Raw genomic sequence first — 21,494 nt, forward strand, 5'->3', positions numbered from 1 at the left:
TCGTGCGGCCATATGGTGCGTTTCGTCGTCGTACTGCTGCTGGGATGGTCCGCGGCTCAGGAGCCGGTGCACCCGATGGAGCTTTCCTCCATCGGGGAGAACGCGCCGTCAGAGCGCACGATCATGACCTGGATGCAGGTCTCCCCCGACGGATTCGCCGTCACCTTGACCGGCGGCTGGCCGATGGACTGGTATTCGCCGCCGCCACCTATGGTGTAGACCCGCCATTTGTAGGTGTCTCCCTCTTTGGGCTGCGGGTTCACCCAGGTGAAGGAGGCGTTGCCGTCCCCTGCCGCTGTCCCGGTGAGGCCTTCCACGTCCGGCACGGTTCCGTTGTCCAGCGCATCGGCCGGCGGCCTGCTGGCCTGCTGGGTCTCTACCGCCGCGGGTTTTTCGGGCGAGGCGTTGGCCACCACCAGGCCCACCACCGCAGTGAGGGCCAACAGGGTGCCGCCCGAGATTGCCAGCCAGAGGTTGCGCCGGCCGTGGTCCACAGCCGGAGCCGCAGCAGCCGGCTCCTCCACCCTTGCCGGCCGGTGGACGGTGGTGTCCGCGGCGTCAGCGCCTGAGCCAAGGCGGCTTCCAGGCAGCGTGCCCTCGTCCTGGGCTGCACCGGCGCTGCCGCCGGAACCGCGCAGGACTGTGGCGTCCGCCCACTCCTGCGGCTGCGGGGCCGGGGCTGGTGCCGGCTGGGAGCCCACGGAGGCTGCCGGGGTAAAGCGCGACGGCGGAGCCTCCGCGGCGGGGCTCTGGCCGTTACTGCTTTGGTTGCCAGGGCCGTGGCCAACACCGCTTTGACTGCCGCCGGCTTGGGGCCACGTGCGTGCCGGGAAGGTGGGGGCGCTGCCGGTCCGTTCCGGATCGATCGCCGCGATGCTCCGGACCCGCGTCTCCTCGACGCCGTCGTCCGGCTGGCTGTCCTCGTGGTGCGGCTCCTCCAGCACTTCGAAGGGTGTGACGGAGAGGTTGAGTTCCGCCTGGATGCGCTGCAGGGCCAGGGCGAAGGCGTGCGCTGAGGAGTATCGGGACTGCGGCGACTTTGCCATGGCCGTGGAGAGGGCCAGTTCCAGGGATTCGGGGACGTCCGCGCGGCCCAGGCGCGGCACCGGCGTGTTGCTGATCCGGCTGATCAGCTCCCGCTGCGAGTTGTCCGCCCCGGGCATCACAAAGGGCGACCGGCCGGCCAGCAGGGTGTAGAGCGTGGCACCGAGGGCCCACACATCCACCATGACCCCGTCCACCGCGCCGTCGGTGAACTGCTCGGGCGGGGACCAGGGGATGGACATTCCTGAGTCGTCGTCGGCGTCCCCGGCGAGCGTGCCGGAGATGCCAAAGTCGGTAAGGGCGGGACGGTTGTAGTCCGTGACCAGGATGTTGGCAGGCTTGATGTCGCGGTGGGCGATGCCGGCACGGTGGGCGGTTTCGACGGCGGAGGCCACCTGGATGCCGACGGCCAGGACTTCATCCACGCTGAACCGCTGCCTGCGGTACCGGACGTCCAGGCTGGGCCTGGAGCAGTACTCCATCGCCAGGTACGAGTGGCCGTCGTCGGTCACTTCCGCTTCGAAGATCGTCACGATGTACGGATGCGAGGACAGCTGGGCCATCAGGTTCGCCTCGGATTCGAACCTGCGGCGGGCACCCTCCGTCTTCAGGTCCGAGAGCAGCACCTTGACTGCAACCTTGCGGCGCGGCCTGTCCTGTTCGTACAGGTAGACGTCGGAGAAACCGCCGGAGCCCAGCAGGCTGATATAGGTGAACCCCTGGATGCGGGGAGGCGGCGCGACGGGCCGTTTGGAACTCAAGGAATCTCCTCAAAACGCAGCGAGATGTTGTCGCCCAGCTCAGCGATGTCACCCTCCAGCAGGATGGCCATCTCGTTCTGAGCCAGGCGGCGGGGAGACTGGCCTTCACGCACCAGGACGGTACCGTTCGTGGCCTTCAGGTCGCAGAGCATGACGTGCCAGCCCTCCAGCCGGACCTCCACATGGGACCGCGAGATGTCCCCTTCGGGGCTTGGAACCTGGACCAGCCTGGGCATGACGCCGCCCTGGACCTGGGACACGGACGGCTGCCGTCCGATGATCAGCGACTGGTCGAGGTCCAGGAGTTCCCCGGTGGACACACGCACCCTGCCCAGCCGGGGGCGCGGCACCTGGACGGCGTCCGGGAGCAGCCCCGCCCCGCACGCGGCGCACTGCGCCCGGGTGGGCGGGTTGGCATGGCCCTGGCGGCAGACCCGGGCCAGGACGGTGGGCCCGGCCGCCGGATCCTCCGCAACCGGTGTGGCGGGCTGTCCGGCTGACGTGGGGATGCTGCTCTTCATGACCGTCTGGCCGTCGTGGTCAGTGTCGACGGCGGCGCTGCCAGCATGGGGCTGCTGCGCGGCAGCGGCCGGCGCGGCCACGACCGCCCGTGGCCCAGCGCCGGTTTGCGGGACATGGATCTGCGGGGCGCTGCCCTGCGGGGCGGGTATCTGCGGGGCGCTGCTCTGCACGGCGGCGTCCGCACCCTTCTTCCACGGAACGGAGTCAATGAGCCCCCCTGCAGGGGCGGGAGATGCAGCGGGCACGTGAGAAGCAAGGGGCAGCGGAGAAGCAGGGGCTGCCGGCGGCCCTGCCGCGGGCATCGGGGCCGGCGTCGGGAGTTCCTGTCCGTCAGGCTGTGCGTTAACTGGGGGATCTGCCGGTTCCTCTCTGTCGGGAGTTCCGTCGATTTCCGCTTCGGCATCGTCCCGCACAGCTGCGTCCTCGATGCTCCGCACAACGGTCCTCTCCCAGAGGTGGTCGTAGGAGCTCGTGTGGTCGCTGGCGGGGGCTGCCCGCCCGGCGGGAAGTACCGGCTCACCGGGAGCGGGTTCTGCCGGATCAACTTCCGCCGGACGTACCCCTGAGGGAAGTATCTCTGACGGCGCGGAGCCGTCAGCTGAAGCACCGTGAGAGTCGGAATCCGCGCCGGAGTCCGGACCGGAACCTGTCACGGCAACGTGCGCGTTGCCGTCTTCCTGCTCCAAGTCGCCGTCCTGGTCCTCCTGATCGCCGTCGTCGGCCAGCAGGTCGTCGTCGAGCACGCCGACAACGGTCTCGGCCGAGGCACCGTGTTCCGGCGCGACGGTCTCCACTGAGGCCGCGCGGTCCGGGACGATGGTCATCTCTGCCGAGGCATCAGCATCGGGCGCGGCGTCCCGGACGTCAGCGATGCCCGCGGAATCCACCACAACCGAGGCCGGAGCGGCTGCGGACGGTCCAAGTTCCGGCTGGCGCGGGGCCAGCACGAGCGCCAGGGACTGCAGCAGGACAACGCCCTCCCCCAGCGGCAGTTCCTGCTGCCCTGCCGAGCCGGCAGCCGGAATGGCCAGCCGGCATGCACCCGGCAGGGCGAACCGGCGCTCGTTCCAGGTGGTGACGTCCCGGCCGTCGAGCTCCACGCGCCCGTCGGGCAGCTCCACTGCGAGGTCGAGGTCGCCGCGGAGGAAGACCCGCAAGGGACCGGTGGCCTCGAGGATGCCGAAGGACGGTATCTGCGCCAGCGATCCTCCCGAGCTGCTGGTCACCGCGTGGAGTACTTCGTGGACTTCGGGACCGGTGCCCAGCAGGTCCCACACCGCACCAGCCAGTGCCGGCGGAGAATCCGGGCCCAGGATGACGGCCGTGCTCCCACGGACGATTCCCAGCCAGGTGCCCGGAACGTAGCTAGTGGCGGTCATCGGAAGGCTCCCCGTCCTGGTGCGCGGCTGCTTCGCTGCCGGTTTGGGGCGCAGCCTGCGCCGCCTCTGCCTTCTGTCCCTGTTCGGCCTGCGCCTTCTGTGCCGCCTGCGACCGTGGCAGCGTGTCTTCATCCACCACATCAGGGTCGCGCCGCGGTGCGGTGGTGGCGGCACCGGCGTCGTTCAGGACATTCCTGGCATCCACCACGATCACCGTGATGTTGTCGCTCCCCCCGCTCCGGAGCGCGGCCTGGATCAGGGCATCGGCGGCGTCCTGGGGGTCACCCACCGTGCTGAGGATGCGGAGGATGTGCTCGTCCGTCAGCTCGCCGGTGAGGCCGTCCGAGCAGACCAGGACCCGGTCGCCTTCCTCCACGGGAAGCAGCCAGTAGTCGGCCTCGGTCTCGTCTCCAGTGCCAAGCGCGCGGGTCACCACGTGGCGGCGCGGGTGGACGGTGGCTTGTTCCGCGGTGATCTCCCCCGCGTCCACGAGTTCCTGCACCTCGGAGTGGTCCACGCTGATCTGGACAAACCGTCCCTGGCTGAGGCGGTACGTGCGGGAATCGCCGATGTTCATGACCAGCCAGTAGGGCATGCCCATCTGTTCCACCACCACGGCACCGGCCAGGGTGGTTCCGGCCCGCGCCCCGGTGGCCTCGCGGATGGAGGTGTCCGCCTGGACCAGGTACTGCTGCAAGACGGCTGCGGTGACGGTCCGTTCACCTGTGGCGAGCTGCGGGATGGCAGCGAGGGCACGGACGCACATGCCGCTCGCCACTTCGCCTGCTTCATGGCCTCCCATCCCGTCTGCCACGGCAAACACAGGATCGGAGGCGATGTAGGAATCCTCGTTCAACTCCCGGCGGAGTCCCCGGTCTGTCCCGTAGCCGTAGCTCAGGCTGAGGCCCGGCTGGAAGGTGGAGGGAACGCTGGCGGGCTGTTGGTTCATGCCTGTCCTAGGTAAAAGGTCCGGTCTCCGAAGTGGACACTGGATCCCGGGATAACAAAAGTGGGGACCCCCGGCGCGAGCGGCGTCCTGGCGCCGTTGGGGGTGGTCACGGCGCTGCCGTTCGTGGAGTTCCGGTCCGTCACCCAGATCCCCGCGCCATCGGTCAGCAGGTGGAGGTGCGTCTTGGAGATGGAGCGGCCGGGATCGTCGACGGCGAGGAGCTGGGCATGCTGTTCGCCCGCCTGGCCCACGGGGTTGCGGCCCACCAGGACGCTCCGGTCCAGCTGGAAGTCGCGGCCGTCGTCCAGCCGGATCCGCAGCACAGCGACGGGCGCCGGACCGCCTGCGCCCGGCCGCACCTGGGTGCGTTCGACGTCGTCGTCCACGTGGTGCTGCGTGCCCTGCCCGCCCTGGACGGGAAGGAACGGGGCAGCGGGCATAGAAACGCCGCCGGAAAAAGGTTGGCCAGCGGGCGCATCAGCAGCTGGCGGCGCGAAGGACGCCGGCGCGGCGTAGGGCGTGGTCTGCGACGGCGGCGTCGGGGCAGGCGCAGCAGGCGCGGCAGGCGCGGACGCCGCCACGGGGCCTGGCTGCGCCGGGGCTGCCGGGGGGCCTGCCACCGGGGAGAGCACCTGCTGGACCGGGGGAAGGTCCAGCGGCGCGAAGCTGTAAGGGCCCTGGATGCCGCCGGTGGTGATGGGGTTCCGGCCTGCCTTCACATCGAAAACCAGGGCCTTGGCTGCTTTGTCGTGCCAGCCGCGCAGGCCGCTGTTCTTGTCCCAGTGGTTGGAGACCACCACCAGCACGGCCCAGGCAGCGCCCGCAAACACCAGCGGCGAAAGGATGAACAGGGCGGGCTCAAACCACCGGAAGACCACCACCAGGATGGCCGCCAGCAGTGCCAGGATGATCCCGGCACCGGTGATAAGTCCCCGGAGGAACACAGTGCCGGCGCCCGGCGCATAGCCGTCGTTGTCCGCGCTGCGGATGCCCATGAGCAGGTTTCCGGGGGTCTTGCCCGTCCTGGCTTCGATCCCCATGACCGTAAAAAGGTACACAGCCGTCAGCGCCAGGCCGATGCCGCCTGACAGCACCAGCGACGCCGTGTCATAGGTGATGAACTGGCCGCTGCGGCTACGCGTGATCCCGGCAAAGCCGATGGCGAACGTCACCACCAGGACGGCCAACGGAGGCAGCCAGTCAATGACGGCAGCGCCAAGCCGCTTGCCGGCCGTAGCCGGGGCAAGCTGAAGGTTCACTCCCATACCCGTTCCTCCCCCTGGGACGGCCCCCGACTGCGCGGTGGAACCGCCGGCGCTCCCCCGCCCGGTGCCTGCGTTGAGTGGATCCGCGGCCTGGGCAGCCGGGGATCTTTGTACTACCGGGATAGTACCGGGAATACCCGTTCCGTGGGCAGCCGGAGCCCCGGGCAGCGGTTCGCTGCCCGGGGTGCCGCCGGGCAGCAGGGTGCGGGTGCTGCGCGCCGCCCGGTTGGGCAGGGGCGCCCCGCAGGACGTGCAGAAGGCCGCCCCCGCGCGGATGGACTGCCGGCAGCGGGGGCAGGCCTGAAGGTCCGCCGTCACGGTGCCGCGGGTCCCTGCTGGGGAGGTTCCGGCGTCGTGCGGTCCTGCTCCGCAGTCCCTTCCGCAGTATTCCCCTGCGGCTCATTCCCCCGCGGCGCCGTCCCACCCGGACCTGTGGCCGCCGGTCCCGTACGACGGCGGGACGCCGGGTTGAGTGCCTTGAGGGACGGAAGTGCCAGCGGGCCCCGCAGGGCCAGGGCGTTGCGCGCATCGGCCAGGAGCGACCGCGGCGAGAACCTCGCCTGCTGCCGGCGCCAGAAGCCGGCCGTCGAGGTCATCTCCTGCAGGGAGCTGTCCACGATGGTCCAGTACTCGCGCACCTCGTCCTCACTTGGCTGGCCCGCCCCGAAGATGGACGCGTCCGCACGCCTTGCCAGCAGTGTGGTGGTGCTGCCCGCGGCGGGGAACGCTTCGGCAAGGACCGCCGCGCTTTCGCGGCGGGTGGCCCGGGAGTCAACGGCGGCGCCCATGTCGGTGGCCAGGCTGACCACCTCGCTCCAGCCGCCTCCCACGCGCTGCGCAGGGTGGCCTTCGCTGAACCGCGACTTCCGCCGCCGGGATTTCAGCAGGGCAATCAGCAGCAGCGGCAGCGCAAGGACGGCCAGCGGGATCAGGGCGATTCCCAGGGCGCCCAGCAGGGCGCCCCAGAAGAGCCAGGGGTTGTTCTTCTTCTCATCCGCATCCAGCGCGTCGGGTGACGAGTCCGGGGGGAGGTCCGCCGGCTCCTGCGGCGGGGGCGGCGGCTGCAGCACCTGCGGTTTGGGCTTGGACTTGTTTTCCGGGTCCGGCGGGATGGGGATGTTGTCCTTGGGCGGCGTGGGATCGAAGCTCACCCAGCCCACCCGTTCGAACGCCACTTCTACCCATGCGTGGACGTTCTTGCCGGTGATCCTGACCTCGCCCGCACCGTTCTCGGGGCTGGTGGGTTCAGGGTAGAAGCCCATCACCACGCGGGACGGGATGCCGAGGTGGCGCAGCATCAGGGACATGGCCACGGCGTACTGCTCGTCGTCGCCGAGCATCTGCTTGGCCGTGAGGAGGTTCCTGATCCGGGCGGATCCGTGGCCGGAGACGCTGGGCAGCTGGCCCTCGCTGACCAGCCCGTTGCTGAAGGCCCCGGTCTTCTGGAAATGGGCCTCAATCTGGCGGACCCTGTCGATGGGCGTGGGCGCGTCGGAGGAGAGGTCGTTGGCCTGTGATCCCACCACCGGCGGCACTTCCACGGCGTCGGGAAGGGACAGCTTCGCGAAGTCGTACTGCGCCAGCTGCCCGTGTTCCAGCTTGACGGGGTCCGAGACCTGCACCCGGTAGGAGTCGCCGCGGGACAATCCGTTGGTGGTGACGGCGGTGTCGGTGCCGGAGTTGAAGTAGAGGCCGGATGCCGCGGCTGAAGCGGTGTCGTCGAAGCTCAGCCCGGTGGTCTTGCGGCCGCCGGGGACAAAGAAGCCCTGGTAGTCCTCAACGGTGATGTTGATGGCGTAGTCGTTGGTGGGAACAACGCCGGAGGTATCGGCCAGGGTGTTGATCGATTCGGTGTCTCCCACCTTGCTGAAGTTGCCGGAGCCGTTGGGGTCCATCGTGTAGTTGGTGCCGTTGAAGGAATCCAGGGCACCCAGCCGGACGCGGCCGTCGCGGGGCAGGCCCTGGACCACGAACAAGGTGTCGTCCTTCTTGTCCTTGACGAAGGTCCGGAAGCTGGCGAGGGGTGTGATGTAGTCCTTGGGATCGAACGGCGGGACCACGACGTTCCGGAGGACCTTCCGGTCGTTGCCCGCCGTGACCAGGGGTGCGGCGAGCGCGGTGACGGCCACGCTGACGGCGATGACGCCGGCTGCCATTCCCAGCCGGCGGAGCCTGGCGCGCTGCGCGGTGGCGGTATCCGTCTGCGGGTTGTTGACGGAAACCTTCCGGGTGGAGTTCTTCCGGAGCGCGTCCCTGCGGAAGGTGGCCCAGGCGATCCCCAGCACGGTGAGGCCGATGCCGCGTTCCACGGTGAGGAAGGCGGCATTGGTGCTGAAGGCGATGCCGGTGACGAACAGGACCAGCACCGGCAGGAGCGGGAAGTACGGGCTACGAAGCCTCCAGGTCAGGATGGCGGCCACCAGCGCGGTGATCATGGAGCTCAGGAACGGAACGATCAGCACACCGCCCGCGGTGCCCACGGGGACGCCAACCGTCAGCATGTCCTTCCAGGCGAACACGATCCCCAGCAGGAGGATGCGGAGCGAGTCCAGGGTGGGAACGAAGCCGGCGATGGCGGAATCCGGAACCGCCAGCGGGGTACCGAAGACCAGGTAGGCGCCCAGGGCCAGTGCCGTGGTGATGAGCAGCCCGAGGCGCAGGTGTGCGTTCAGGGCGCCCAGGGCCAGCCCCAGGAAGATTCCGCCGAAGCCGGACAGCAGGTAGTAGGGGTCGCCGCCGAAACTGAGCCCGAACCCGAGCAGGCCCAGCCCCAGCAGCACCGTCAGTGCGCCGGCGTCGAGCACAAAGTGCCAGAACGGCTGCCCGTTGGCAAAGGCGGAGTCTGCCTGGTCCCGGGGTGCGGTGCGGATGGTGCGCGGCTGCGCGGCGCGGGTTTGTTTGGCGCGGGTTTGTTTGGTGCGGGGGCGCGTGCTGCGCGGGCGCATGTTTTCTGTGGAGCTCATGCGGCGGCCTTTCTCAGCACAATGGCCAGGTCAGTCAGGTCTCCGAGCGTCAGCACGGTGAGGTCTGCGATGTTTGCCCGCGTGGGCGAGGCGCCGGCCTCGACCCGGACGGCGAGGCTGCGGACACCCGGCGGCACGGAGGCTGCGGCGGAACGCAGCTGCGTGGCGGTCACGTTGCTGCCCACCACAAAAAACACCACGGAGGCGTTGGGGACGGTGTCCGCCAGGGTCCTGGCGAGGTCGACGGCGGTCCGGCGCATGGGAGCGCCGACGATCCGGGTCATGTCGTCCAGCAGGTTCCGCCCGGTTTCGCAGCGCAGCGGGCCTTTCTGGGTGAGGACGTCCAGCTCGCGCTGCTCACGGATGGCCTGCCTGCCGATCGAGGCGGCGGCGGAGACGGCCATCTCGAACTCGGTTTCCGACGCGTATTCGTCGATGTTGATGGACAGCGAAATGGCCAGGTGGGCGCGGCGGGTTTCCTCGAACTGGCGCACCATGAGCTTGTTGGTCCGTGCCGTTGTTTTCCAGTGGATGTGCCGCCGGTCATCCCCCGGCACGTAGTCGCGCAGCGCATGGAAGGATACGTCCGCGCTGGAGAGGTCCGTGGTGGGCATGCCTTCGAGGTCCCGGATGAATCCGGCCGCCGAACCGGCCAGGGCCACTGTGCGCGGGTGGACGAACAGGTCCTCCGGTTCGGTCCACAGGACCTGGCGGCGCAAAAGGTGCAGGGGGTCTGCCCGGACCGACCTGACGGGGCCGACGACGATCACGGCACGGCGCGCGGTGGGAATGGTGAAGAGGTCCTCGTGGACCTGCTGCGGCTTCATCCGCGGCAGGTGGAACACGGCGGTGGCGCTGCCCACCGGCAATTCCAGGGCGGCGGGCAACAGCGGCCGGGCAGAGGTGTTGGACACCGCGATGCTGCCAACGGCGCTGTCCCCCACCGCCACACGGGTCCGGGCCAGGTCAAGGACCACGCCATAGGACGACCGGCCCAGGACGAACCCCACCGCAATCACGAACATGACGAACGCGGCGATGGCCGCGGCCTTCGCCTCCTGCCAGCCAAACGCCTGCCCTGTTGCCCAGAGCAGGATGGCGGCAGCGAGGACTGACCAGCCCAGGACGCTGACCACTGACAGCACGGGCCAGGCGTACGTCAGCCAGGCTCCACGGACGGCACGCCAGGCGGGGGCCGATGCCATGGCTGCGGTGTTCCTTGCCTCGGCCCAGACGGCTGAGGGGTGCAGGGCGCCGGGACTGCCGTTCCTGGCGAAGGGTTGTTTCAGACGCTCCGTGAGCCGGGTCAACGGGGTGCCGCTGGACATATGTGTGCCTTCGTTGTTGCGTGGAAGTGGTGGGGTCCTGGCCGGGCCGTCAGGCGTTGGTGCGCTGCTGGGGAGCCGCGATGTCCGCCAGGATCCGCGTCAGCACTGCCTCGGCGGTTGCTCCGGAGAACTCCGCTTCGGGGTCCATGACAAAGCGGTGGGTCCACACCACGGGAGCCAGCTCCTTGATGTCGTCCGGGAGGACGAAGTTGCGGCCCTGCCCGGCTGCCCAGACCTTGGCCGCCCGGACCATGGCCAGGGCACCGCGCACCGAGACGCCCAGCCGGGTTTCAGGAGCACTGCGGGTCTCCTCGCAGAGCCTCGAGATGTACTCCAGCACGGCGGTGTCCACGTGCACGGTGGCCGCCAGGTCTGCCATGTCTGCCACGGCCTGGGTGGTGATGACGGCGGACAGTTCCTGGGACCGGTCCTTGAGGTTGGAGCCCCCCAGCAGCCGGACGGTGGAGGCGTGGTCCGGGTAGCCGATGGAGGTCTTGATCAGGAAGCGGTCCAGCTGCGCCTCGGGCAGGCGGTAGGTGCCGGCCTGCTCGATGGGGTTCTGCGTGGCCATGACCATGAACGGCCGTCCGGCTTCATAGGTGACGCCGTCCACCGTGACCCGGGATTCCTCCATGACCTCCAGCAGGGCCGACTGGGTCTTCGGCGAGGCACGGTTGATCTCGTCCGCGAGGACGATGTTGTTGAAGATCGGGCCCTTGTGGAACTCGAACTTCTGCGTCTTCTGGTCGTAGATGGTCACGCCGGTGACATCCGAGGGCAGCAGGTCGGGGGTGAACTGGATGCGGTTGTTGGAGCCCTGCACGGTGGCGGCCAGGGCCCGGGCCAGGGAGGTCTTGCCGGTGCCGGGGGCGTCCTCGAACAGCACGTGGCCCTCGGCCAGCATGGCCGTGAAGGTGAGCCGGATGACGTGTTCCTTGCCCAGCACGGCCTGTCCCACGTTGGCAACGAGCTTCTCGAACGTGTCTGCAAACCAGGCGGCCTGCTCGGGGGTCATGGTCATCGTGTTGCTCTTCCTTCTTAAGGTTTCAGGTTTTCCATGGGGCCCGGGAGACCGGGCCCCATGGTCGCTTCGGTGGTATTGGGCTAGCGGTTTGGCATGCCGTTGGGCGGGTTGCACCCAAGGTTCGAGGTGTCGCAGCGGATCCAGTTTCCGGCCGCCATGCCCGAGGTCAGGTGGTACCAGATGCCGGTGGGGTTGTTAGAGGTCTTGTACCAGACCTGGTAGCGGTCCGTGGTCGCTGCTGCGCCGGCGTCCAGCCACTTGCCCTCGCCGTTGCATTGTGACGGGTTGCCGGCGACGTAGCTGTCGGTTCCCTTCCGGGGTTCGGTGCAGCTGCGGACCGGAGTTGCCGTGATGTTCCACGAGGTGGGTACGGGAGGCGGCGGCTCCGCGCCACTGCGGGACGTATCGCTGCCAATACGTCCGGGCTGGCCGGCACTGATGGCACGAACCCGGAGAGTGTGCGTCTCGCTGTACCCCACGGTCTTGGAGAAACGCCGCTCCTGTGTATCCTGCCAGGCGCCTCCGTCCAGGCTGTACTGATATCCGGTCACCGCACGGCCGTTGCCGTCCGGCTGGTTCCACGTCCAGGACACCGTCCTGTCCCCTACGCCGCTGCTATTGCTGCCAGTAACGTTCGGAGCGAAAGCGAGGCCGTAGGGATTGACGGAATTTGACGCAGGGCTTGCATCGCCGGCAGTGGAGCTGCGGGACGACACGGCCCACACCACCACAGCGGTCTGGGTGCCATTGGCTGCCGCCACGATCCCGCCGCCTGCAGGGATGTTGCCGCTGCCTCCGCCCGACGTCAGGCTGTATTTATACGTAATCTCGTCGGAGGTCGAACCGTTGCGCTGGGCAGCCGTTAAAACCGGGAACCGTACATCGATCTTCCCGCCGTTCCCTCCGGTGTCAACCAGGGTGGCGGTAGGCGTGCCTACCATGCCCGGTTTACCTACTGCCCGGATGGCCGCCGACGGGGCGCTCGTCCCGCTGGTACCCGCCTTGTTCGTGGCGGACACCGTGAAGGTGTAGTTCGTTTCCGAGTTGTCAACGGTCACGTTCTGCGACGTACCGGTGACTTGCTGGCTGGCCACCACGGCACCGCCCTGGAGGGTGGTCAGGGTGTAGGCCGAGATGGCGTCGCCGTTGTTGTTAGGCGCCGTCCAGCTCACCTTCAGCTGGCTTTGCGAACCCACGGAACCCGCCTGCGCCGCAGATGGTGCAGCCGGGGTGGCCGGGACGCCGGCAGGCACTTCGGCTGCCGAGTACGGGCTCCATTCGGACGGTTCCTTGGCATCATTGCGCGCCAGGACCCGGACTTTGTAGGAGACGCCGTTCTGCAGTCCCTTCCAGACGTAGCTGACCGCTGCCAGGTTCTGGATCTGGGCGTTCTGCCCGGCGGGAGGCGGTGAGATCTCCAGGTCGTAGGACTTCACCGGCGAGCCCTTGCTTGCAGGGGCGGACCAGGTGATGGACAGCTCCCTGTCGCCGAACTTCATCGACGGCGCCAGCGGGGTATCGGGCTTCACGTCCGGGCGCACCTCGGCAGACGCAGGCGACCGGTCCGATTCACCAAACTCGTTGGTGGCCGAGACCTGGAAGTGGTACTTGGTGTTGTTGACCAGCCCGTTGAGCGTGCAGGTGTTGGCGGGGCAGTCCTGCTGGAATCCGCCCTCGCCGTACACGGTGTACTTGGTGATGGGTGAGCCGCGGTCCGCGGGCGCCGTCCAGTTCAGGAGGGCCGTCTGGTCCCCTACGCTCTGCGCCTGCGGGGTGGTGGGCGCCTGGGGCTTGTCCTTGACGGTGAGGCGGACGCGGGCTGTTGCCTGGCGCGACGGATCCTCCGTTTTGTCCGCCACGGTGTAGGACACCACCATGGTGCCGGTGAAGCCCGGCGCAGGCGTGACGGTGATGGAATCGCCGTTGACGTCCACGTTGCCGCTGCCGGTTTCCGCGGCGGCCGCAATGATCTTCAGCGCGGTCTCCGGGAACGGGTTGGCGTCGTTGGCCAGCACATTGACCGTCACGGGTTTGCCCGCGGCAACGTTGTCCTGCACGTCGTCGTTGGCCACCGGCTTCGGCCGGTTGGAGGCGGTCACCTTCAGCTGGTAGGTGGCGGTGGCTTCGAGCCCGCGGGGATCCTTCGCCTTGACCTGGACGGCCGAGGTGGTTCCTGAGCCGCTTGAGTCGGCCGCGGAGACCTTGAGGGTCCTGCCGTCAATGCTCGCGTTGAATCCGGCGGGCGCTCCGCCCACCAGTTCGTAATTCATCTTTTCGACGTCATCCGCGTCCGGGTCCGAGGTCAGCTTGCCCAGGTCTGTGCTGGCGGAGTCGCCCTTGGGCACGTCGACGTTTGCGCCCAGCAGTTCCGGCGGATTGTTCTTGTTGGGGTCGGGCAGGACCTTGGTGCGGATGCTGAGGGTGGACTTGAGGCCTTCCGGATCGTCCGGGCCGGTCCCGTCCGTGACCTCGAAAGTGAGCGAGCCGGGACCCACGTAGTCGGTGCCCGCTGTGTACTTCAGGCCCGTGCCGTCGCCGATGACGGGGTCGCCGCCGTCGGCGCCGATGAGCTTGATCCGGTCGGTCTGGGTAAGCCGCGGCGAGCGGCCTTCACGCACCTTGACCCACTCGTCGAGGTCAACGTCCACGGACTGGCCGGCGATCACCTCGATGACTTCGTCCTTGGCCAGGGTGGGCACCTGCTGGCCAAGGCCGGGCACCCAGATCACCGCCGTCGACTGCTGGCCGTCAACATCCTCCACGTTGTACGGGATGAGCTGCGGCTGCTCCGTCAGGTCCACGATCATGGTGCCGTCTGCGCCCGGCCGGGCGGTGGTGGCCTCGGTGCTGACCTTGAGGTTTTCCCCGACGCCGTCGGGGTCCTCGTCGTTCTTCAGGACGGGGACATCCACGGCGGTCTTCCCCATGGTCTGGGCGGAGGTGACCCGGTCATCACGGGCGACGGGCGCCTTAAGGGGCACCTCGTTGTCCACCACCACGCGGATGGTGGCCTGTGCGGTGGCGTCCCGGTCGTCGGCGATGGTGTAGCGGACGTTGACGGTTCCGGCTTCTTCCGGCGCCAGCAGGATGATCCGGCCGCTGGTTTTGCTTACCGTGGCCTGCAGCGCGGGGTCGGCTTCGATGCCGTCGCTGAGGATGCGGATGAGGTCACCGTCGGGGTCGGTGTCGTTGCCGGTGGCGTCCACGGCGATCTGGCGGCCCGGGCGGACCCGGACCTCGTCGTCCACGGGAGTAGGTTTCTGGTTGACCTCACCGCGCGGCGCAATGCCCACGGTGACGGTGCCCGTGTTGACGGCGCCCTGCCGGTCCACCACCTTGTAGCGGAACGTGTCGGTTCCGGCGCCGTCACCGGCAGCCGTAAAGTCGATGAAGTTGCTGCCCACGGCAGCCGTTCCCATCGACGGCGTACTGTCGATGCCGGTCAGCTGGACCGAATCGCCGTCCGGATCGATGCCGTCCAGCGGTACGGGAATGCGCACCGTGCCGGCGGCCACCACACGGGCGGTGAGGTTGCGCGGCTGCGGGCGCGAGTTTTCGGCGCCTTCGAGCGGAAGGATGTGGATGGTCACCGCGGCGGCGCTCTTCTGGCCCTGCGGGTCCACGGCGTTATAGATGGCACGGACCGTCTTGGGCTGCGGGCCGGCGATGAACCTCAGGGTGTTCTCGGAGACGAAGCTCTTTCCGTCCACGGGATCCACGCCCTGCGGCAGGACAGGATCCACCGTGAGTTCCTGGCCCTGCGGGTGGGTGTCGTTCTCGAGGACGGGGATGGTGACGACGTCGTTGACCCGGACGTTGACCTCGTCCGGTTTGGGCTGGGGTGCTTCCACAACGGCGGGCGCAGGGACGGGGACCACGGAGACGCTGCCCGTGGCGGACTTCTTCCCGTTGGACATGGTGTATTCGAAGAGGATCGGGTCCTTGGTGCCCAGGATGTCGGTGATGCGCAGGACACCATGGTTGATCACGCTGACGGACGCGGTCGAGTTTTCGGGCAGTTTCACGGACTGCAGCACCAGGACGCCACCGGAGGGGTCGGAGTCATTGGCCAGCGGGTCCAGCAGCACGCTGCCGCCGGTGGGCATGAGCGCCACGTCATGGACGGCGACGGGGTCACCGGCCTCATCTCCGGATTCCACGTCAACGCGGATGAGCCCCTGGCTGCTTTGCGGGCCGTTGCTGGCGATGTACGTCAGGTAGACCGGGCCGGGGGTGGTGCTGCGGAACGTGAACGTGCCGCCGTCGGTCACGGGACCCAGCTCGGCGGGGCCGTTGGCCTCCACCTGTGCCAACCGGAGGGCGCCGCCGTTGGGGTCCACGTCGTTCTTCAGCGGTGAGATGACCAGGTCCTGGCCCACCACGGCAGTGACGTGGTCGGCGTTGACCACCGGTGCCAGGGCTCCCGGCGGTTGGACGTTGACCACGACTTTCCCGGTGACGGTGTCCCGGCCGTCCCAGATGGTGACCTCCACGGTCTTCTTGCCGGCTGTCGCGCCGGAGTCCTGGAAGGTGAGCAGGCCGTCACGGCGGACCTTCACCTGGTCCTGGTCGTTGTCCGCCTTGGCGTCGAGGAGCACCAGGTCGTCGCCGTCGGGATCGATCCAGTCCGTGAGGATGTTCTGGCTGACTGTCTTGCCCTGTTCCACCAGCATGGTGGTGGTGTTGTCGCCGCGCTTGAACTGCGGAGGTTTGTTCTCGTCGGGCCCAACCACGCTGAGCGTGACCTGCCCGCCGGCGGACAGGCCTCGGCCGTCGGAGGCGCTGTAGCTGAACGTTTCGGTGCCGGGTTTCGCGTCGGCGGGAACGGAGATCTGGAAGGCGGTGCCGCCGTAGATATTTTGGAGGCTTCCGGCCTGGGGTCCTGAGTCCCCCACAGCTGCGGTGAGCACGTCGCCATCGGGGTCCGAATCGTTGTCCAGGACGCTGAGGATGGTGGTGCGGCCGGGGCGCACGCCGACGGCGTCGGGCTTCGTTTCCGGCGGACGGTTGGGTTTGGTGCGGTCCGGGAGGACGTTAATGGTGTTGTTGTCCGCGGACTCCTGGTCCTGTTCGTCGGACTCGTTCTTGGGCGGGACGACGTCGTCCCAGTTGTTGACCAGTTGCATGTTCTGGTTGACCAGCCACACATTGCCGGAGTTCACGTCGTTCAGGACCACCAGGTCACGGTTCACCCGGAAAACATACGACGGCGAGGCGCTCGCCTTGGGCACGTCCACGTTCTTGTCATCGCCATCGTTCACGCAGTCCCGAACATACTTGTTCGCCCCCGACCACGCCGCATGCACACACCCGCCCAGCTGGACAGGGGCAGCCGGCACACCCTCGCCGTCGAACGTCACCGTCTTGGCCGTGGACCCGTCCAGCGGCTGCTTCAGCAGCGCGTTGGGCGTCGAAACCGCCACGAAATCACTGCCCGGCCCGCCCTGCTGCAACTTCGCATCCCGCGCGTTCTCCACCTGGAGCCGCTTCCCGCCGGGCAGGAACAGCCTCCCCGCCGCCGCATCGAGAAGCACGGGCTTATCCCCCACCACCGTGATCTGGAGGTCCCCCGCACCTTTAAGGTCCGCCCAGGTCTCAGTCTCCGAGGACGTTACCTCCCCGTTGGCGTCAACACCGGTAACCGTCACCGCACCGGACTTGGGATCCGCCGAATAGATCCGGTCATCCTCCCCCACCGCCGAGACAATGCCCTCCGAGCCCACCATGACGGGCTCGGAGGCTTCCTCGTCAAAACCGTTGACCGTGGACGGAGACACCGCCCACACCTTGCCTGACGCTGCGTCGGTCACCGAGATCACCTCGGATCCGAAACTCACGTCCGCGGACCCCGGCAGCTGCTTGTCCCCGCCCAGCCGCATGTTCGCCGGCGAAACCTGGTTCAACGTTGACCCGGTCTCGTCATCAACGAACACATCCCCCGCGTCCTGCAGGATGTCGAACGTCGTGGACGCCGGCGTCACCGCCCCGTCAAGGACCCGGGAAGGATAATTCAACCGGCCCACTGCGTTCTTGGACTTGGACACCACCCACACGCCGCCGTCGTTCAATTCCACCTCGGTGGTTTTGAACCCCGGATACAGAATTGCCCCCGTCACCACAACAGCAACAGCGGCACTGAAAGCAGTGCCCGTCACCATTTTTTTGTGGCGCCGATTCAGTCCAAGTTTCCCCAGCAGACTTGTCACAGCTTGATATCCCCTGAAATTACCGCTGCCGCAGGCAGCTGCCCGGCCGGGACTCGCCCGGACCTTGATGTTGTGCTGCTCCTGGCAGGAAGCAGCTGAGACCCGACAAAAATAAGGACACCCGGCCACGCGTGGCGCCGAGTGCCGGCAAGATAGCTTGCCCGGTGGCAAGCATACCCACGGCCACATGTGGCCGCGATGGGGAGCCCTGCCCACGGCAGTGCTCCGTCCTTTGCCGCCGCACCGACTATATCGTGATTGACCAACAACTGGAGAAACTATTTTGGGCTTGTCATTCCGGCTGAAGAATCAGGCGTCCTAGTCCAGCACAAGCCCCTTGCCAAGCCCGCGCTCCAAACGCACCGGGCGGATCTCGCCGAAGCCGCGGACGTTTTCGGGCGGCTGTGGCTCCAGCACGAACCGTTCATCGTGCTCCAGGGCCGAGGCCGTCATCGAGTCCACCAGCACAGTCCCGGGGTCGGCCAGGGTGGTAAGCCGGGCCGCCAGGTTCACCGTGGGACCGTAGATGTCACCAAGCCTGGACAGGATCCTTCCCCACACCATGGCCACCCGCGCTTCGGGAAGGATTTCGTCCTCCGTGAAGGCCTGGGCCAGGGCAAGGGAGATCTCAGCGCCGGCAGCGGGGGTTTCCGCGATGTACAGGACTTCGTCCCCCACCGTTTTCACCAGCCTGCCGCCGCCTACGGAGATGATTTCCGCGCACTTGTTCTCGAAGCGCTGGACCAGCCGGGCGAGGGTTTTTTCGTTCATGCGCCGGGACAGGCTGGTGTAGGAGACCAGGTCCGCAAAACCGACGGCGCGTGCCAGCGGCAGCGGCGCGTCGTCCTCGTCGCCTTCCCGGCCTTCCTCGCTGGCCTGGAGCCCGGCCTCCGCCCGGACGGCGAGCCGCTGCACGCCGGCGTTGAGCTGGCGCCGCCAGGAGTACACCAGTACTTCTTCGAGGGCGTCCACCAGCGCGGGCAGTTCGTTGACCAGCCGCTTGCGCGCCACGGCGTCCGTGACACCCTGCTCGTGGACCATGTCCTCCACCAGGGCTTCGATCTGCCACACCACCATCCGGTCCGTCATCTGCCCGATGGAGCGTGTGACGGAGATAGCGGCCTCCTCCGTCAGCTTGCCGGAGCGCACCAGGTCCACCACGGTGGAGAGGGCGGCCTGGTCCCGCTCGGTGAAGGCGACGTCCTCGTCGCCGAAGTTGGGAAAGCCCAGGGCGCGCCACAGCTTGCGGGCGGACAGCAGGGACAACCCTGCGCCGGCGGCCACTTCACGACGGCGGAGCTTGCGTTCGCCGCCGAGCAGCCGGGCTTCCAGCGCCTTCATGGCGAGCCGTTCGGCTGACATGGTGCCCGTGGCGGGGTGGGCGTCCATCGCGGGCGGGGGCGTGATGGAGTCCACGCGTTCCTGCTGGTCCTCATCGTTCATCCCGTCCACCTTCTCTCAGTTCCCATGGCAATGCTCCGGCAGGGTAATCCAGCGCCCCGCCGGACTGGCCGTCGCGTTCGTCGGGCAGTTCCTCGAGGGCGTCAAGGATGAAATCCCGGAACCTGGCAACCTCCGGCACGTCCCGGAAAGTCACTACGCCCTGGTACCCGGTTTCCAAGGATATATTCCCCGAGCGCAACAGGCGCTGAAGTACCGACTCGTGGACAGTCAGGTGGCGCACCGATGCAAGGTTTACTTGCTGGTCCTGCCGCCGCACCAGGCCGGACCTGGAGATGAGCCTCCGGCTGGTGAGCGTATACCGGGTGCCCTGCCACCGCAGCAGCCGGGGCAGGCAGTAACCCAGCCAGACGCCGGCCGCGGCCAGGATGCATCCGGCCACCAGCGCCGGCGTCCACCGCGCCTCGAGGCCGGGGAGGACCCTCACCGCTTCCCCGCGGACCACCCATGCGGCAGCAAAGGCGGCAAGTGCCGGTGAGAGTATGAAGGCTGCGGCCGCCCCCGCCAGCTTCCTCGGCTGCGGGCGGGTAGTGACTATCACCTGCTCGCCCGGGACGAGGTCTTTACGCATATCCGCCCTGGCCGGATTCATCCGGGGAGGTCCACGGACGCAGGTGCACCACATCGCCGGCGGTCACCACGTGCTCGCGGGACTCCCGGTCAACCACCAGCAGTGAGCCGTACTCGTCGAGCCGGGATGCGTGGCCAATGATCTCGTGGTCGCCGGGGAGCTGCGCCCGCACCTGTTTTCCCAGCGTCGTCATGACGGCCTCCACCCGCTTATGCAGCGACGGGCCGCCGGCCAGGCCCGCTGCGGGGTCGCCGTCGGCATTGCAGAAGCTGCGGTAGAGCACGGCAAAGTGCGAGAGGTAGCTCTTCAGCAACTCGGTCCGGTCCGCTGTCCGCGGCGCCTCCAGGACCACGGACGTGGCGGTGGGCACGGGGAGCTCCTCCTCCCGGAGGGTGACGTTCAGGCCGGTTCCGAGGATGACGGGCGGCACCGAGCCGTCCACCATGGGACCCAGCTGGGCCAGGATTCCGGCAATTTTCTTTCCGCGCACCAGGACGTCGTTGGGCCACTTCAGCTCCGCGGGGAGGCCGGCCGTCTCCAGCAGGGTTTCGCGCAGCGCCAGGGCTCCGATGAGGGACAGCCAGGAATAGCTTTGGGTGGGGAGCGGCCTGCCTTCCGCGTTCGCGGGCCTCAGGACCACCGAAACGGAGACGGAACTCAGGGGCGGCGCCTCCCAGTGCCTGTCCAGGCGTCCCCGGGCCGCCGTCTGGTATTCCGCCGTCAGCACCGACATGTCCGGCCACGCCGAGGGCTCCACGGTCACCGACCGGAGCAGGTCCGCGTTGGTGGACCCGGTGGAGTCCACCACCTCGAGCCGTGCGATGCCGGTGGCGGACAGGAAGTCCTGGTCCGCGAGGTCGCTCCGGTTCAGCGGCGTACCGGGGGCATGTGCGTCATCCATACCTAAACTCTACCGACCCGGCCCGGCCCCGGCTGTCCGCAGCCGGTGCACCCTGCGGGACCGGCGGAGGGCCGGATTACAGGAAAATGTCCGGCGCCAGGCGGTCTTCCGGAGCCCCCAGGCTGTACGGCCGGAAATCAGTGACTCCAGCAGCCGTGAGCACTGCCTCGTCCGTGTAGAAATTTCCGCTGGGCCGGCCGCCGCTTTCCAGGTTGCTGCCGGTGAGCACGGCGTGGGCCGCGTCCGCCATGATCTCCGGGCCGCGCGCTGCCTGGGCAATGCTCTCCCCGTGGGGCATGTTCCTGATGGCCGCCGTGTCAATCAGGGTGCACGGCCACAGCGAATTCACCCGGATTCCGTCCGCCTTCAGCTCCTCGGCGAGCCCAAGGGTCGTCAGGCTCATGCCGTACTTGGCCATGGTGTAGGCCAGGTGTTTTCCCGCCCAGTGGGGATCGAGGTTCAGGGGAGGCGAGAGTGTGAGGATGTGGGCACTGTCCGATGACCGCAGCGCCGGCAGCGCCAGCTTGGACAGCAGGAACGTCCCGCGGACATTGATGTCCTGCATGAGGTCGTACTTTTTCATGTCCACGTCATCGGTGCGGGAGAGGTCGATGGCGGACGCGTTGTTGATGACGGCATCGATCCCGCCAAAGTTCTCCACCGCCGAGGAGACCGCGCGGGCCACATCGTCATCGTTGCGGACATCCCCCACCAGGGGCAGGGCCTGCCCCCCGGCGTCTTCGATCTCCCGGGCGGCGGTGTAGACGGTCCCGGCGAGTTTGGGATGCGGCTCTCCGGTCTTGGCCATCAGGACGATATTGGCGCCGTCCCGGGCCGCCCGGAGGGCAATCGCCAGGCCGATGCCGCGGCTTCCGCCGGAGATCACGAGGGTCCGTCCGCGGAGGGAGGAGGCGGCCCGGTAGGGGCCTGCGGGGCCGTGCAAAGCATCATTGCTCGAAGTCATGGCACCACTCTAACCCAGCTAAGTTACCGGCGAGTAACATGACATTGCTGGTGATCGCGGCGCAGAAAATTGTAGGTTCCCTACAGCTGCGGCGGCCGGACGCGTCACTAGACTTGCCAGCAGGGTTCGTCTTTTGTGTGGAAGCTACTTAAACCC

The 21,494-nt window shown here is 68.0% G+C and carries 12 protein-coding genes; all 12 read right to left on the reverse strand.

Features of this window, described 5'->3' with window-relative positions; all coding sequences use genetic code 11:
* Positions 1-56: 56 nt before the first annotated feature.
* A complete protein-coding gene (locus tag IEX33_RS11125; RefSeq protein WP_188730189.1) occupies positions 57-1,805 on the reverse strand; it encodes a serine/threonine-protein kinase in 1,749 nt (582 codons plus the stop codon).
* Positions 1,802-3,706: an FHA domain-containing protein gene (locus tag IEX33_RS11130; RefSeq protein WP_188730191.1), complete on the reverse strand. Its 1,905-nt coding sequence runs from the start codon at positions 3,704-3,706 to the stop codon at positions 1,802-1,804. The genes IEX33_RS11125 and IEX33_RS11130 overlap by 4 nt, the downstream gene beginning before the upstream one ends.
* The gene (locus IEX33_RS11135; protein WP_188730193.1) at positions 3,693-4,655 is read right to left on the reverse strand and encodes a PP2C family protein-serine/threonine phosphatase; all 963 of its coding nucleotides are present in this window, start codon (positions 4,653-4,655) and stop codon (positions 3,693-3,695) included. The genes IEX33_RS11130 and IEX33_RS11135 overlap by 14 nt, the downstream gene beginning before the upstream one ends.
* Positions 4,652-6,238 (reverse strand): RDD family protein, encoded by a 1,587-nt coding sequence (locus IEX33_RS11140; protein WP_229675345.1) that lies wholly within the window; start codon positions 6,236-6,238, stop codon positions 4,652-4,654. The genes IEX33_RS11135 and IEX33_RS11140 overlap by 4 nt, the downstream gene beginning before the upstream one ends.
* Positions 6,235-8,883, reverse strand: coding sequence for a transglutaminase family protein (locus IEX33_RS11145; RefSeq protein ID WP_188730195.1), 2,649 nt, complete (start codon positions 8,881-8,883; stop codon positions 6,235-6,237). The genes IEX33_RS11140 and IEX33_RS11145 overlap by 4 nt, the downstream gene beginning before the upstream one ends.
* Positions 8,880-10,211: a DUF58 domain-containing protein gene (locus tag IEX33_RS11150; protein WP_188730197.1), complete on the reverse strand. Its 1,332-nt coding sequence runs from the start codon at positions 10,209-10,211 to the stop codon at positions 8,880-8,882. Before IEX33_RS11150 ends, IEX33_RS11145 begins: the two co-directional genes overlap by 4 nt.
* Positions 10,212-10,260: 49 nt before the next feature.
* Entirely contained in the window at positions 10,261-11,232 is a 972-nt protein-coding gene (locus IEX33_RS11155) for an AAA family ATPase (protein ID WP_104185296.1), read from the reverse strand.
* Positions 11,233-11,315: 83 nt separating this feature from the next.
* A complete protein-coding gene (locus IEX33_RS11160) occupies positions 11,316-17,441 on the reverse strand; it encodes an Ig-like domain-containing protein (RefSeq protein ID WP_188730199.1) in 6,126 nt (2,041 codons plus the stop codon).
* Between the two features lie 318 nt (positions 17,442-17,759).
* Positions 17,760-18,884, reverse strand: a complete 1,125-nt coding sequence (locus tag IEX33_RS11165; RefSeq protein WP_104185299.1) for an adenylate/guanylate cyclase domain-containing protein — start codon at positions 18,882-18,884, stop codon at positions 17,760-17,762.
* Positions 18,874-19,473, reverse strand: coding sequence for a PH domain-containing protein (locus tag IEX33_RS11170; protein ID WP_188730200.1), 600 nt, complete (start codon positions 19,471-19,473; stop codon positions 18,874-18,876). The genes IEX33_RS11165 and IEX33_RS11170 overlap by 11 nt, the downstream gene beginning before the upstream one ends.
* A complete protein-coding gene (locus IEX33_RS11175; protein WP_188730202.1) occupies positions 19,466-20,374 on the reverse strand; it encodes a biotin--[acetyl-CoA-carboxylase] ligase in 909 nt (302 codons plus the stop codon). Before IEX33_RS11175 ends, IEX33_RS11170 begins: the two co-directional genes overlap by 8 nt.
* A 76-nt stretch (positions 20,375-20,450) precedes the next feature.
* Positions 20,451-21,338 (reverse strand): SDR family oxidoreductase, encoded by an 888-nt coding sequence (locus IEX33_RS11180; RefSeq protein WP_188730205.1) that lies wholly within the window; start codon positions 21,336-21,338, stop codon positions 20,451-20,453.
* Positions 21,339-21,494 lie beyond the last annotated feature (156 nt).

Origin of the sequence: Pseudarthrobacter scleromae, from assembly GCF_014644515.1 — a bacterium.
In the GTDB taxonomy this organism is placed as follows: domain Bacteria; phylum Actinomycetota; class Actinomycetes; order Actinomycetales; family Micrococcaceae; genus Arthrobacter; species Arthrobacter scleromae.

Bases quoted from the DNA above. Each gene is read 5' to 3' on its own strand.
- IEX33_RS11165 (WP_104185299.1), bottom strand. From the start codon at position 18,884: ATGAACGATGAGGACCAGCAGGAACGCGTGGACTCCATCACGCCCCCG.
- IEX33_RS11155 (WP_104185296.1), bottom strand. From the start codon at position 11,232: ATGACCATGACCCCCGAGCAGGCCGCCTGGTTTGCAGACACGTTCGAG.
- IEX33_RS11175 (WP_188730202.1), bottom strand. From the start codon at position 20,374: ATGGATGACGCACATGCCCCCGGTACGCCGCTGAACCGGAGCGACCTC.
- IEX33_RS11130 (WP_188730191.1), bottom strand. From the start codon at position 3,706: ATGACCGCCACTAGCTACGTTCCGGGCACCTGGCTGGGAATCGTCCGT.
- IEX33_RS11170 (WP_188730200.1), bottom strand. From the start codon at position 19,473: ATGCGTAAAGACCTCGTCCCGGGCGAGCAGGTGATAGTCACTACCCGC.
- IEX33_RS11180 (WP_188730205.1), bottom strand. From the start codon at position 21,338: ATGACTTCGAGCAATGATGCTTTGCACGGCCCCGCAGGCCCCTACCGG.
- IEX33_RS11150 (WP_188730197.1), bottom strand. From the start codon at position 10,211: ATGTCCAGCGGCACCCCGTTGACCCGGCTCACGGAGCGTCTGAAACAA.
- IEX33_RS11135 (WP_188730193.1), bottom strand. From the start codon at position 4,655: ATGAACCAACAGCCCGCCAGCGTTCCCTCCACCTTCCAGCCGGGCCTC.
- IEX33_RS11145 (WP_188730195.1), bottom strand. From the start codon at position 8,883: ATGAGCTCCACAGAAAACATGCGCCCGCGCAGCACGCGCCCCCGCACC.